General features: G+C 52.0%; 10 protein-coding genes, 2 tRNA genes and 4 rRNA genes. 10 read left to right on the forward strand and 6 right to left on the reverse strand.

Going from position 1 to position 13,672, the window contains the following annotated elements; translation table 11 throughout:
* The first annotated feature begins 3 nt into the window (after positions 1 to 3).
* From A8O29_RS02720 to A8O29_RS02735, 4 genes are read left to right on the forward strand one after another with little or no spacing between them, the layout of a single operon-like run.
* Positions 4 to 561 (forward strand): DNA topoisomerase family protein, encoded by a 558-nt coding sequence (locus A8O29_RS02720; RefSeq protein WP_125354993.1) that lies wholly within the window; start codon positions 4 to 6, stop codon positions 559 to 561.
* Entirely contained in the window at positions 551 to 1,123 is a 573-nt protein-coding gene (gene tsaC, locus A8O29_RS02725) for an L-threonylcarbamoyladenylate synthase type 1 TsaC (protein WP_125354992.1), read from the forward strand. Before A8O29_RS02720 ends, tsaC begins: the two co-directional genes overlap by 11 nt.
* 4 nt (positions 1,124 to 1,127) lie before the next feature.
* Positions 1,128 to 1,946 carry a shikimate dehydrogenase gene (gene aroE / locus A8O29_RS02730; RefSeq protein WP_125354991.1) on the forward strand — a complete coding sequence of 273 codons (819 nt, stop codon included), beginning with the start codon at positions 1,128 to 1,130 and terminating at the stop codon, positions 1,944 to 1,946.
* Positions 1,943 to 2,200, forward strand: a complete 258-nt coding sequence (locus A8O29_RS02735) for a DUF1488 family protein (RefSeq protein WP_125354990.1) — start codon at positions 1,943 to 1,945, stop codon at positions 2,198 to 2,200. Before aroE ends, A8O29_RS02735 begins: the two co-directional genes overlap by 4 nt.
* Here A8O29_RS02735 and A8O29_RS02740 read toward each other — a convergent pair.
* Positions 2,176 to 2,730, reverse strand: coding sequence for a gamma carbonic anhydrase family protein (locus A8O29_RS02740; RefSeq protein WP_125354989.1), 555 nt, complete (start codon positions 2,728 to 2,730; stop codon positions 2,176 to 2,178). The two genes, A8O29_RS02735 and A8O29_RS02740, sit on opposite strands and share 25 nt — an antisense overlap.
* Positions 2,731 to 3,201: 471 nt before the next feature.
* Between A8O29_RS02740 and A8O29_RS02745 the strand changes: the two genes are divergently transcribed.
* From A8O29_RS02745 to rrf (A8O29_RS02770), 6 genes are all read left to right on the forward strand, one after another.
* Positions 3,202 to 4,743 (forward strand): 16S ribosomal RNA (locus A8O29_RS02745).
* Positions 4,744 to 4,828: 85 nt separating this feature from the next.
* Positions 4,829 to 4,904 (forward strand) — tRNA-Glu (locus A8O29_RS02750).
* Between the two features lie 233 nt (positions 4,905 to 5,137).
* Positions 5,138 to 8,043: ribosomal RNA gene (locus tag A8O29_RS02755) — 23S ribosomal RNA — on the forward strand.
* A gap of 97 nt (positions 8,044 to 8,140) precedes the next feature.
* A 5S ribosomal RNA gene (gene rrf, locus A8O29_RS02760) occupies positions 8,141 to 8,256 on the forward strand.
* A gap of 14 nt (positions 8,257 to 8,270) precedes the next feature.
* A tRNA-Thr gene (locus A8O29_RS02765) sits at positions 8,271 to 8,346 on the forward strand.
* Positions 8,347 to 8,382: 36 nt separating this feature from the next.
* Positions 8,383 to 8,498 (forward strand): 5S ribosomal RNA (gene rrf / locus A8O29_RS02770).
* Together the 16S, 23S and 5S rRNA genes with 2 tRNA genes alongside form the textbook arrangement of a ribosomal RNA operon.
* 96 nt (positions 8,499 to 8,594) lie before the next feature.
* Here the strand turns inward: rrf (A8O29_RS02770) and A8O29_RS02775 are convergent.
* From A8O29_RS02775 to A8O29_RS02795, 5 genes are all read right to left on the reverse strand, one after another.
* Positions 8,595 to 9,353 (reverse strand): amino acid ABC transporter ATP-binding protein, encoded by a 759-nt coding sequence (locus A8O29_RS02775; protein WP_125352554.1) that lies wholly within the window; start codon positions 9,351 to 9,353, stop codon positions 8,595 to 8,597.
* A 7-nt stretch (positions 9,354 to 9,360) separates the two neighbouring features.
* On the reverse strand, positions 9,361 to 10,464 hold the full coding sequence (locus A8O29_RS02780; RefSeq protein WP_125352552.1) for an amino acid ABC transporter permease: 1,104 nt from the start codon (positions 10,462 to 10,464) through the stop codon (positions 9,361 to 9,363).
* Positions 10,465 to 10,473: 9 nt separating this feature from the next.
* The gene (locus tag A8O29_RS02785) at positions 10,474 to 11,655 is read right to left on the reverse strand and encodes an amino acid ABC transporter permease (protein WP_125352550.1); all 1,182 of its coding nucleotides are present in this window, start codon (positions 11,653 to 11,655) and stop codon (positions 10,474 to 10,476) included.
* 68 nt (positions 11,656 to 11,723) lie between these two features.
* A complete protein-coding gene (locus A8O29_RS02790; protein ID WP_110510639.1) occupies positions 11,724 to 12,749 on the reverse strand; it encodes an amino acid ABC transporter substrate-binding protein in 1,026 nt (341 codons plus the stop codon).
* 475 nt (positions 12,750 to 13,224) lie between these two features.
* Positions 13,225 to 13,446: a lipoprotein gene (locus A8O29_RS02795; RefSeq protein ID WP_125352548.1), complete on the reverse strand. Its 222-nt coding sequence runs from the start codon at positions 13,444 to 13,446 to the stop codon at positions 13,225 to 13,227.
* Between the last annotated feature and the right edge of the window lie 226 nt (positions 13,447 to 13,672).

Here is a 13,672-nt window from a genome sequence, read left to right on the forward strand (position 1 = left end):
GTTATGGCCAAATCAGCACTGTTTACGGTGCCTAAAAACGAGCCCTGCCCACAGTGCGGGGCTGAACTGGTTATCCGAAGCGGTAAACACGGGCCGTTTCTCGGTTGTTCTCATTACCCGGAATGCGATTACGTCCGTCCCCTGAAAAGTCAGGCGGACGGACATATTGTCAAAGTTCTGGAAGGGCAGTTGTGTCCAGCCTGCGGGGCGGAACTGGTGCTTCGCCAAGGACGTTTTGGCATGTTTATCGGCTGCAGCCAGTATCCGGCCTGTGAGCATACGGAACTGATCGACAAGCCTGATGATACCGCCATCGCTTGCCCGCAGTGCCACGAAGGGCATCTGGTCCAGCGTCGTTCCCGCTATGGGAAGACCTTCCATTCCTGCGATCGCTATCCCGATTGCCAATTTGTCCTTAACTTCAAACCGGTAGTGGGCGAATGCCCCGAGTGCCATTACCCACTGCTTATCGAAAAGAAAACGGCGCAGGGCGTTAAGCTCTTTTGTGCCAGTAAACAATGTGGAAAGCCGGTATCGGCGGAACAAATCAGTGAACAGTAACCTGCATCAAGAAAGCGTTTTGAAAGCTATCGACGCGCTCAATAATAAAGAAGTCATCGCTTATCCCACTGAGGCTGTTTTTGGCGTGGGCTGTGACCCCGATAGTGAAACGGCGGTCATGCGTTTGCTTGAACTCAAGCAGCGCCCTATGGAAAAAGGTCTCATCCTGATTGCCGCGAATTTTGAACAACTCAGGCCATATATCGACGATTCCGTATTGTCGGATGCGCAGCGTGAAGCCGTGTTCTCACGTTGGCCAGGGCCGGTCACCTTCGTCTTTCCAGCTCAGGCTTCGACCCCGCGTTGGCTCACCGGGCGTTTCGAAACGCTTGCTGTACGCGTGACAGACCATCCGCTGGTGGTGGAGTTGTGCGAGGCCTACGGGAAACCGCTGGTATCGACAAGCGCGAATCTCACCGGGCAGGAACCTTGCCGTACCGTCGCAGAAGTTGTCGCTCAGTTTGGCGACGCCTTTCCGGTAGTAAAAGGAGAGACGGGCGGACGGATGAATCCTTCTGAAATTCTTGATGCCCTGACGGGCGAACTTTTCCGCCAGGGGTAATCGTATGGAACAGTACGCAGTATTCGGCAACCCCATTGCACACAGCAAATCGCCCTTCATTCATCAGAGATTCGCTCAGCAGCTTAATATTGAGCATCCTTATGGTCGGGTGCTTGCCCCACGTGAAGCCTTTAATGAAACGCTGGATGCATTTATAGCCTCAGGCGGTAAAGGCTGTAATGTGACGGTTCCCTTTAAAGAAGAAGCGTTTGCTCGTGCGGATGAACTAACGGAGCGGGCCGCGCTGGCTGGAGCCGTCAATACTTTGAAGCGCCTCGAAGACGGACGCCTGCTGGGTGATAACACTGACGGTATCGGTTTGCTGAGTGACCTTGAACGCCTGGCCTTCATTAAGCCGGGTTATCGCATTCTATTGATTGGCGCGGGCGGCGCGGCGCGTGGCGTACTTTTACCACTGCTGTCGTTAGACTGCGCGGTGACGGTAACCAACAGGACATTTGCCCGAGCTCAGGAACTGGCTACGCTCTTTGCACATACCGGAAGTGTGAAAGCGTTGGCGATGGATGCTCTCGCCGACCAAAAATTCGAATTGATAATCAATGCGACTTCCAGCGGTATTGGCGGAGAAACGCCAGCAATCCCGACTGCGATTATCAATAGAGATGTGCACTGCTATGACATGTTTTATCAGAAAGGAAATACGCCTTTCTTGAACTGGTGCGAACAGCACGGCGCAAAACAGAATGCCGATGGTCTGGGCATGCTGGTGGCCCAGGCGGCGCATGCCGTATTGCTGTGGCATGGCGTTATGCCGGAAATCACACCTGTTATCGACGAACTGAAAAAGGAACTCGCCCTTTGAATCAGGCGATTCTGTTCCCCGACCGTGAGACCTGGGATGAAGTGCAGCGGTGCATTTGCTTTCCGGTGCTGGTCGGTGGGTTTCAGCTGAACTGCGCATTATCGGCTGAATCACTGGCGCATCGCTTTGGTGGCGATGCGCCAGAAGTCTGGCTGGAAAGCTTTCGACAGAATCGCTGGGATCTGGAAGAAGAAGCCGAACAGGCTATCCGCGATCGGCAGGAAGACAATCAGGGCTGGGTCTGGCTCTCCTGACTGAGATATTCATCTTTCCATTTCACATAGTTGTTGGCGGAATACGTCAATCCCTCTCTTTCCGCTTCTGTTAATGGGCGGATCTGTTTGACCGGGCTGCCGAGATATAGAAAACCGCTTTCAAGACGTTTGTTTTGTGGCACCAGGCTTCCGGCCCCAATCATTACATCATTTTCTATTACTGCACCGTCCAGCAGTATCGATCCCATCCCGACCAATACCCGATTGCCAATCGTGCAGCCGTGCAGCATGACTTTGTGTCCTACGGTGACGTTCTCACCGACGATGAGAGGATTGCCTTCCGGCTTATAGGCGGATTTGTGCGTGACGTGTAATACGCTGCCGTCCTGAATATTGCTGCGCGCGCCGATAGCCACATAATTCACATCGCCGCGAATAACGACCAACGGCCAGATGCCCACATCGTCAGCGAGGCGTACATCTCCGATCACCACGCTGGTGGCGTCGATCATTACCCGGGAACCGATCTTGGGATGTAATGCTTTATAAGGGCGAATATTTGCCGACATGTTTACCTCTTTTATATAGGAGCAGGTGATTTATAGACATTATCGGCTTTCTATGAGGCTTTAACACCTCAAAAAATAGTCAGATCGGACGGGATCTCAGCAAAAAGAATGAAAAAACAGCGGTCGGAAAAAAGATCGCAAAAAAGGGTTGTGCAAAAAAATGGGATCCCTATAATGCGCCTCCATCGACACGGAACATGTGAACAACTTCACAGTGTACCGGCGGCGATAAGAGTTAAAAATCCTGAAATTAAGGGTTGACTCTGAAAGAGGAAAGCGTAATATACGCCACCTCGAGTTAGCAAGCGAAAGCGCGTAACTCACTGCTCTTTAACAATTTATCAGACAATCTGTGTGGGCACTCAAAGTGACATGGATTCTTAAACGTCGAAAGACGCTAAATAGAATACCAAGTCTTATGAGTGAACATACGTAATTCATTACGAAGTTTAATTCATGAGCATCAAACTTAAATTGAAGAGTTTGATCATGGCTCAGATTGAACGCTGGCGGCAGGCCTAACACATGCAAGTCGAGCGGTAACACAGGAGAGCTTGCTCTCTGGGTGACGAGCGGCGGACGGGTGAGTAATGTCTGGGAAACTGCCCGATGGAGGGGGATAACTACTGGAAACGGTAGCTAATACCGCATAACGTCTTCGGACCAAAGAGGGGGACCTTCGGGCCTCTTGCCATCGGATGTGCCCAGATGGGATTAGCTAGTAGGTGGGGTAATGGCTCACCTAGGCGACGATCCCTAGCTGGTCTGAGAGGATGACCAGCCACACTGGAACTGAGACACGGTCCAGACTCCTACGGGAGGCAGCAGTGGGGAATATTGCACAATGGGCGCAAGCCTGATGCAGCCATGCCGCGTGTATGAAGAAGGCCTTCGGGTTGTAAAGTACTTTCAGCGAGGAGGAAGGCGTTGTGGTTAATAACCGCAGCGATTGACGTTACTCGCAGAAGAAGCACCGGCTAACTCCGTGCCAGCAGCCGCGGTAATACGGAGGGTGCAAGCGTTAATCGGAATTACTGGGCGTAAAGCGCACGCAGGCGGTCTGTCAAGTCGGATGTGAAATCCCCGGGCTCAACCTGGGAACTGCATTCGAAACTGGCAGGCTAGAGTCTTGTAGAGGGGGGTAGAATTCCAGGTGTAGCGGTGAAATGCGTAGAGATCTGGAGGAATACCGGTGGCGAAGGCGGCCCCCTGGACAAAGACTGACGCTCAGGTGCGAAAGCGTGGGGAGCAAACAGGATTAGATACCCTGGTAGTCCACGCCGTAAACGATGTCGACTTGGAGGTTGTGCCCTTGAGGCGTGGCTTCCGGAGCTAACGCGTTAAGTCGACCGCCTGGGGAGTACGGCCGCAAGGTTAAAACTCAAATGAATTGACGGGGGCCCGCACAAGCGGTGGAGCATGTGGTTTAATTCGATGCAACGCGAAGAACCTTACCTACTCTTGACATCCAGAGAACTTAGCAGAGATGCTTTGGTGCCTTCGGGAACTCTGAGACAGGTGCTGCATGGCTGTCGTCAGCTCGTGTTGTGAAATGTTGGGTTAAGTCCCGCAACGAGCGCAACCCTTATCCTTTGTTGCCAGCGGTTCGGCCGGGAACTCAAAGGAGACTGCCAGTGATAAACTGGAGGAAGGTGGGGATGACGTCAAGTCATCATGGCCCTTACGAGTAGGGCTACACACGTGCTACAATGGCGCATACAAAGAGAAGCGACCTCGCGAGAGCAAGCGGACCTCATAAAGTGCGTCGTAGTCCGGATTGGAGTCTGCAACTCGACTCCATGAAGTCGGAATCGCTAGTAATCGTAGATCAGAATGCTACGGTGAATACGTTCCCGGGCCTTGTACACACCGCCCGTCACACCATGGGAGTGGGTTGCAAAAGAAGTAGGTAGCTTAACCTTCGGGAGGGCGCTTACCACTTTGTGATTCATGACTGGGGTGAAGTCGTAACAAGGTAACCGTAGGGGAACCTGCGGTTGGATCACCTCCTTACCTTAAAGAACCTGCCTTTGTAGTGTCCACACAGATTGTCTGATAGATGTAGAGAAGCAAGGCGTCTTGCGATTGAGACTTCAGTGTCCCCTTCGTCTAGAGGCCCAGGACACCGCCCTTTCACGGCGGTAACAGGGGTTCGAATCCCCTAGGGGACGCCACTTGCTGGTTTGTGAGTGAAAGTCGCCGGCCTCCCTATCTCAAAACTGATTTTACTGCGTAAGCGGTGAGTCATGTTTGAGATATTTGCTCTTTAAAAATCTGGATCAAGCTGAAAATTGAAACGACACACTGTTTCCTTTCTCCGTAATAAGAAAGGAAAATACGGTGTGTTCGAGTCTCTCAAATTATTGCAAGTCGATGATGAATCGAAAGAAACATCTTCGGGTTGTGAGGTTAAGCGACTAAGCGTACACGGTGGATGCCCTGGCAGTCAGAGGCGATGAAGGGCGTGCTAATCTGCGATAAGCGTCGGCGAGGTGATATGAACCTTTGACCCGGCGATACCCGAATGGGGAAACCCAGTGTGTTTCGACACACTATCATTAAGTGAATACATAGCTTAATGAGGCGAACCGGGGGAACTGAAACATCTAAGTACCCCGAGGAAAAGAAATCAACCGAGATTCCCCCAGTAGCGGCGAGCGAACGGGGAGGAGCCCAGAGTCTGAATCAGCGCGCGTGTTAATGGAACGGTCTGGAAAGTCCGGCGATACAGGGTGATAGCCCCGTACATGAAAATGCACGCGTTGTGAACTCGAAGAGTAGGGCGGGACACGTGGTATCCTGTCTGAATATGGGGGGACCATCCTCCAAGGCTAAATACTCCTGACTGACCGATAGTGAACCAGTACCGTGAGGGAAAGGCGAAAAGAACCCCGGCGAGGGGAGTGAAAAAGAACCTGAAACCGTGTACGTACAAGCAGTGGGAGCCTACTTGTTAGGTGACTGCGTACCTTTTGTATAATGGGTCAGCGACTTATATTCTGTAGCAAGGTTAACCGAATAGGGGAGCCGAAGGGAAACCGAGTCTTAACTGGGCGTTAAGTTGCAGGGTATAGACCCGAAACCCGGTGATCTAGCCATGGGCAGGTTGAAGGTTGGGTAACACTAACTGGAGGACCGAACCGACTAATGTTGAAAAATTAGCGGATGACTTGTGGCTGGGGGTGAAAGGCCAATCAAACCGGGAGATAGCTGGTTCTCCCCGAAAGCTATTTAGGTAGCGCCTCGTGAACTCATCTTCGGGGGTAGAGCACTGTTTCGGCTAGGGGGTCATCCCGACTTACCAACCCGATGCAAACTACGAATACCGAAGAATGTTATCACGGGAGACACACGGCGGGTGCTAACGTCCGTCGTGAAGAGGGAAACAACCCAGACCGCCAGCTAAGGTCCCAAAGTCATAGTTAAGTGGGAAACGATGTGGGAAGGCTCAGACAGCCAGGATGTTGGCTTAGAAGCAGCCATCATTTAAAGAAAGCGTAATAGCTCACTGGTCGAGTCGGCCTGCGCGGAAGATGTAACGGGGCTAAACTATGCACCGAAGCTGCGGCAGCGACACTATGTGTTGTTGGGTAGGGGAGCGTTCTGTAAGCCGTTGAAGGTGGCCTGTGAGGGTAGCTGGAGGTATCAGAAGTGCGAATGCTGACATAAGTAACGATAAAGCGGGTGAAAAGCCCGCTCGCCGGAAGACCAAGGGTTCCTGTCCAACGTTAATCGGGGCAGGGTGAGTCGACCCCTAAGGCGAGGCCGAAAGGCGTAGTCGATGGGAAACAGGTTAATATTCCTGTACTTGGTGTTACTGCGAAGGGGGGACGGAGAAGGCTATGTTATCCGGGCGACGGTTGTCCCGGTTTAAGCATGTAGGCGGAGAGTTTAGGTAAATCCGGACTCTTATCTAACGCTGAGGTGTGATGACGAGGTACTACGGTACTGAAGTAACAGATGCCCTGCTTCCAGGAAAAGCCTCTAAGCATCAGGTAACACGAAATCGTACCCCAAACCGACACAGGTGGTCAGGTAGAGAATACCAAGGCGCTTGAGAGAACTCGGGTGAAGGAACTAGGCAAAATGGTGCCGTAACTTCGGGAGAAGGCACGCTGATGTGTAGGTGAAGTCCCTGCGGATGGAGCTGAAATCAGTCGAAGATACCAGCTGGCTGCAACTGTTTATTAAAAACACAGCACTGTGCAAACACGAAAGTGGACGTATACGGTGTGACGCCTGCCCGGTGCCGGAAGGTTAATTGATGGGGTTATCCTTAGGGAGAAGCTCTTGATCGAAGCCCCGGTAAACGGCGGCCGTAACTATAACGGTCCTAAGGTAGCGAAATTCCTTGTCGGGTAAGTTCCGACCTGCACGAATGGCGTAATGATGGCCAGGCTGTCTCCACCCGAGACTCAGTGAAATTGAACTCGCTGTGAAGATGCAGTGTACCCGCGGCAAGACGGAAAGACCCCGTGAACCTTTACTATAGCTTGACACTGAACATTGAGCCTTGATGTGTAGGATAGGTGGGAGGCTTTGAAGCGAGGACGCCAGTTCTTGTGGAGCCAACCTTGAAATACCACCCTTTAATGTTTGATGTTCTAACGTAGACCCGTAATCCGGGTTGCGGACAGTGTCTGGTGGGTAGTTTGACTGGGGCGGTCTCCTCCCAAAGAGTAACGGAGGAGCACGAAGGTTAGCTAATCCTGGTCGGACATCAGGAGGTTAGTGCAATGGCATAAGCTAGCTTGACTGCGAGAGTGACGGCTCGAGCAGGTGCGAAAGCAGGTCATAGTGATCCGGTGGTTCTGAATGGAAGGGCCATCGCTCAACGGATAAAAGGTACTCCGGGGATAACAGGCTGATACCGCCCAAGAGTTCATATCGACGGCGGTGTTTGGCACCTCGATGTCGGCTCAGCACATCCTGGGGCTGAAGTAGGTCCCAAGGGTATGGCTGTTCGCCATTTAAAGTGGTACGCGAGCTGGGTTTAGAACGTCGTGAGACAGTTCGGTCCCTATCTGCCGTGGGCGCTGGAGAATTGAGGGGGGCTGCTCCTAGTACGAGAGGACCGGAGTGGACGCATCACTGGTGTTCGGGTTGTCATGCCAATGGCATTGCCCGGTAGCTAAATGCGGAAAAGATAAGTGCTGAAAGCATCTAAGCACGAAACTTGCCCCGAGATGAGTTCTCCCTGACTCCTTGAGAGTCCTGAAGGAACGTTGAAGACTACGACGTTGATAGGCTGGGTGTGTAAGCGTAGCGATACGTTGAGCTAACCAGTACTAATGAACCGTGAGGCTTAACCTTACAACGCCGAAGATGTTTTGGCGTGAGAGACGACGATATTCAGCTTGAAACAGATTAACTGACAGACCCTGAAGGGTGTGTTGGTAAACAGAATTTGCCTGGCGGCAACAGCGCGGTGGTCCCACCTGACCCCATGCCGAACTCAGAAGTGAAACGCCGTAGCGCCGATGGTAGTGTGGGGTCTCCCCATGCGAGAGTAGGGAACTGCCAGGCATCAAATTAAGTGTGCTGATATGGCTCAGTTGGTAGAGCGCACCCTTGGTAAGGGTGAGGTCCCCAGTTCGACTCTGGGTATCAGCACCAGTTTTAACGGTTAAGTTCGGCAGATAAAAGAATTTGTCTGGCGGCAACAGCGCGGTGGTCCCACCTGACCCCATGCCGAACTCAGAAGTGAAACGCCGTAGCGCCGATGGTAGTGTGGGGTCTCCCCATGCGAGAGTAGGGAACTGCCAGACATCAATTAAGCAAAAAGCCCAGTCTTATGACTGGGCTTTTTGCTTTTCTTCGATCTGAAAATAGAAAAATCCTCCCCAAAATGGGGAGGAAATGGCTCAGTGGATGACCTGAGAGAGAAACGCGCGGGTACGCTCAGATTTTGGATTTGCAAAGAACTGCTCCGGCGGTGCCTGCTCGACGATCTCACCCCTGTCCATAAAGATAACCCGGTCAGCGACGGTTCTGGCAAAGCCCATTTCATGCGTTACGCACAGCATTGTCATCCCGGATTGGGCCAAGCCGATCATGGTGTCGAGTACTTCCTTCACCATTTCCGGATCGAGTGCGGAAGTTGGCTCATCAAACAGCATAATTTTTGGCTTCATGCACAACGAACGCGCTATCGCGACGCGCTGTTGCTGGCCACCTGAAATCTGGCCGGGAAACTTATGAGCATGTTCCGCAATCCGGACCCGCTCCAGATAGTGCATCGCTAACGCTTCCGCTTCTTTCTTTGGTAGTTTTCGCACCCATATGGGTGCCAGAGTACAGTTTTGCAAAACGGTAAGATGCGGGAACAAATTGAAGTGCTGGAATACCATTCCAACTTCCTGACGCACTCGCTCGATATTGCGAATATCTTCATTGAGCTCGATGCCATCAACGACGATCCGACCCTGCTGATGTTCTTCCAGATGATTAATACAACGGATTGTGGTCGATTTTCCTGAGCCTGAAGGCCCGCACAAGACAATACGTTCACCCTGCTTCACGTTCAGATTAATGTCCTTCAGAACGTGAAACTGTCCGTACCATTTATTGACGTTTTCCAGCGTAATCATCGCATCCGCCGGCTGTAGTAATATTTGACTCATAGTTTCCTCAGTGCGGTGTACGCCCGGTGTTAAAGCGCTTTTCCAAATGCTGACTGTAGCGCGACATGCTAAAACAGAAGATCCAGTAGATCAGTGCAGCAAAAACGTAGCCTTCCGTCGACATCCCAAGCCATGCAGGATCGACGGTCGCTTGCTGGACGCTGCTGAACAGATCGAACAGGCCAATGATGATCACCAGACTAGTGTCTTTAAACAGCGCGATAATGGTATTGACCAGGCCCGGAATCACCAACTTCAGTGCCTGGGGAAGAATGACCAGCACCTGTGTTTTCCAGTAGCCCAGAGCTAGCGAGCTTGCGGCTTCATATTGCCCTTTAGGTAGAGCCTGCAAGCCTCCGCGCACCACTTCCGCCACGTAGGCCGACTGAAACAACACCACGCCGACTAATGCACGGATGAGTTTATCGATGCTGGTTCCTTCGGACATAAAAAGCGGTAGCATCACCGAGGACATAAACAACACGGTGATCAGTGGCACGCCGCGCCAGAATTCGATGAAAATAACCGAAAGTATGCGAACCACCGGCATGGTCGAACGCCGTCCAAGCGCCAGAAGAATACCGAGCGGTAACGCCCCGGCAATCCCGACCGACGCGATAATCAGTGTGAGCGTCAGGCCACCCCATTGCCGCGTCTCTACTCTCTCCAGGCCAAAGAAACCGCCATACAGCAGAAACCACACCACGATGGGATAAATGACCGCCCAGCAGGCAATGTAGCGACCGCGGCGTGGCATCGCACTCCAGAACATCGGCACGATCGACAGCAGGCCGATAATCAGTGCAGTATTAATGCGCCAGCGCTGGTCATGGGGATAAAGTCCATACATTAACTGGCCGAAGCGTTGATGGATGAACACCCAGCAGGCACCCGCCTTTGTACAGTCAGCGCGCGTCGTTCCCACCCAGTTAGCCTGTAAAAAAGCCCAGTTCAGCAGCGGCGGAATGAGTTCCCACATCAGCCACAACGCGAATAGCGTCAATAGGCTGTTAGACCAGCTGGAGAACAGATTCTTTCGCATCCAGGTCAGTGGCTGATTTCGCTTTGCACCGTCGGGTCGCGCAGCGTGAGACAGAAGTGCTTTTGTCATCATGACCCCTTAGCGCTCAATCAGTGCCATACGGCGGTTGTAGATATTCATCAGCAGCGAAATGCTCAGACTGATAATGAGGTACACCGACATGGTGATCGCGATCGTTTCAATTGCCTGTCCGGTTTGATTCAGCACCGTACCGGCAAACAGCGAGACCATATCGGGATAACCAATGGCCGCGGCCAGCGATGAGTTTTTGACAATATTCAGGTACTGGCTGGTGAGCGGTGGGATCACCACGCGGAGCGCTTGGGGAATAATGACCTGGCGCAGCGTCACAGGGTTTGGCAGTCCAAGCGAACGGGCAGCCTCATGCTGTCCAAAAGGTACAGCCTGGATACCGGAACGGATGATCTCGGCAATAAACGCAGAGGTATACACCGAGAGCGCAAGCGTTAAAGCTGCCAGTTCGGGGATCAGTACCATGCCACCGCGGAAGTTAAACCCTTGAAGGGCTGGTATATCCCAATGGAGTGCAGCGCCAAAGATCCAGTGAGCGAGCAACGGTAGAACTATAACCAGCGCCAGCGCGGTCGGCCAGGTACGTCGCAGTTGGCCTGTTTTTATCTGGTGCGTTTTGTTATAGCGAAAAAGCCCGACGGTTAGCAGCGCGGCAATCGCGAGTGCGGCAATAAAAGCCAGCAATCCTTCACCCCATTGTGGGGAAGGTATATAGAGTCCACGATTACTGAGGAACACCAGCTCGAAGGCATTCACCGCCTGACGCGGTCCGGGTAAATTGCGAAGTACGGCAAAGTACCAGAAGAAGATTTGCAGCAGCGGAGGAATGTTACGGAATGTCTCTATATACACCGTCGACAGCTTCCGCAGCAGCCAGTTTTCGGAGAGTCTCGCCAGGCCCAAAAAGAAACCGAGGAAGGAAGCAAAGACAATGCACAGCGCAGAAACCAGCAGCGTGTTCAGCAAACCGACCAGGAAAACCCGGCCATAGGTATCACCCTGCTGATAATCCACTAAGTGCTGGACGATGCCAAAGCCCGCGCTTCTGTCGAGAAAAGCAAAACCAGAGGTAATGCCTCGCTTGTCCAGATTGGTGATGGTGTTGTGTATCAAATAGATAGCAATAGCGACGACCGCCACTACCGCAAGGATTTGAAACAGCCAGGCGCGAACCGTGGGGTTGGAAAAGGAGAGCGATCCTTTTACGGTCAGGCGGCGTTGGGACATAGTAAAACCTCAATGACCAGAACATCAGGTTGGGCACCGCCGAAGCGATGCCCGTCACAGCGTAAAACTTAACGAACCGGCGGCGCGTATTGGATCCCACCGTTGTTCCAGAGGTTGTTCTGGCCACGTTTGATCTTCAGAGCACTGCCTTCCCCAACGTTGCGGTCAAAAATTTCAGCGTAGTTCCCGACTTGTTTAACAATGTTATAGGCCCATTTGTTATCCAGTTTCAGGTCCTTGCCGAAATCACCCTCTTTCCCGAGCAGGTGTGACATATCTGGCGTTGATGGGGTAGCAAATTTCTCATCAACGTTTTTAGAGTTAATCCCCATTTCTTCTGCGTTCAGCATGGCGAACAGCGTCCAGCGCACGATGGAGAACCACTCGTCGTCACCACGACGAACCACTGGGCCCAGCGGCTCTTTGGAAATCACTTCAGGCAGAACAATCCATTCACCCGGCTTGCTCAGCTTGATACGCAGCGCATACAGTTGTGACTGGTCAGAGGCCAGGGTATCGCAGCGCCCGGATTCCAGCGCTTTTGCTGATTCGTCAGAGCGGTCAAAGGTCACTGGGGTGTACTTCATATTGTTGGCTTTGAAGTAATCCGCCACGTTCAGCTCGGTATCGGTGCCGGCCTGGATACAGACGGTCGCGCCATCCAGCTCTTTCGCACTTTTCAGCCCGGCTTTATTGTGAGTCAGGAAGCCGATACCGTCGTAATACGTTACACCGGTGAAGGAGAGGCCCATGCCCGCATCGCGGGAAGAGGTCCAGGTGGTGTTACGGGAGAGCAAATCTACTTCGCCTGATTGCAGCGCGGTGAAACGTTCCTTCGCAGTCAGCGGGGTATATTTCACTTTGTTGGCATCACCAAATACCGCTGCGGCCACGCCACGGCACACATCCACATCAATACCGGTAAATTTGCCATCGGCATCGGCATAAGAGAAGCCCGGCAATCCATCACTGATCCCGCACTGAACGAAGCCTTTCTTTTTAACGGCGTCAAAAGTGGTACCGGCATGTGCCTGATTGGAGATTGCAAACAGTACGCCCGCCGCTGTGAGGCTGGCGATCATCATCTTTTTCATAAAGCATCCTGTGTGGCGAAGATTTATCGTTATTTATTAGACGTCCGGGGGAACGCCGAAACCTGTCTGTGGCCATGGCCATACCTTCTAAAGCAAAGGGAATGCCAGAATTGCAACCGCCTGATATTGGGGCTCGTGGAAGCAATAAAGTGAGTGTAGACAGGAAAGAAAAAAACAAGCGCCCCGGGATGGTGCAAAATTACAACCTATGCCACAAATCAGAGCGAAAAAGTTTCAGGATTGAGATGGGAAAGAGAAATGATTTCGGGGGGTAATATTGGCGTGAAAATGAATGGCAATAATATGTGAAATTGCTCACGCCTTTTCAGTGTAATAATCATTTTTAATTATGGATGCGTAGTTAAAAACACGAAATTGTTTTTATGAGAAGCAGTGACAAGGCAATTTTTTTCTTTCGATCGCCGTTTTGCACCGCCATGAAGCAAAAGCGCGGAGGGCCCGCGCTTTCATTTAATTATTTGGTGAGAGCAACGATACCGAGCGTCAGGCCAGCCAGGGCGGCTGCGCCACCGGCGACAGCACCCGCAGTTTCCCAGTTATCCTGCGTTGTACCTTTCATGCAGGTATTGGTGTGCACCAGCCGCCCCTGATCGTCATAAACCGGTACGCAAGGTGAATCGTGTGCGCAGCCAGCGAGTAAGGCGGCCAATAATGCAACTGAAATCAATCTTTTCATGATATTACCTCGATTAACCGCGGTGACGTAAAAAATCGGCCTTGCGGAATTGCGTTAATTTTACCACTGAGACAAGAACCACCAGAGGAGCAAATAATCTCAATTTATTTGCTCTGTAAACATCGTGGAGGTTTTCGCGAATATCCCGCTGATTATGTAGAAAATATGCAGAGTAAAATTCTGAATTTACCGATCTGAATGTGGGTATTTATCTGGCTGAAACAAA

This window comes from Scandinavium goeteborgense, from assembly GCF_003935895.2.
GTDB classification, from domain to species: Bacteria; Pseudomonadota; Gammaproteobacteria; order Enterobacterales; family Enterobacteriaceae; genus Scandinavium; species Scandinavium goeteborgense.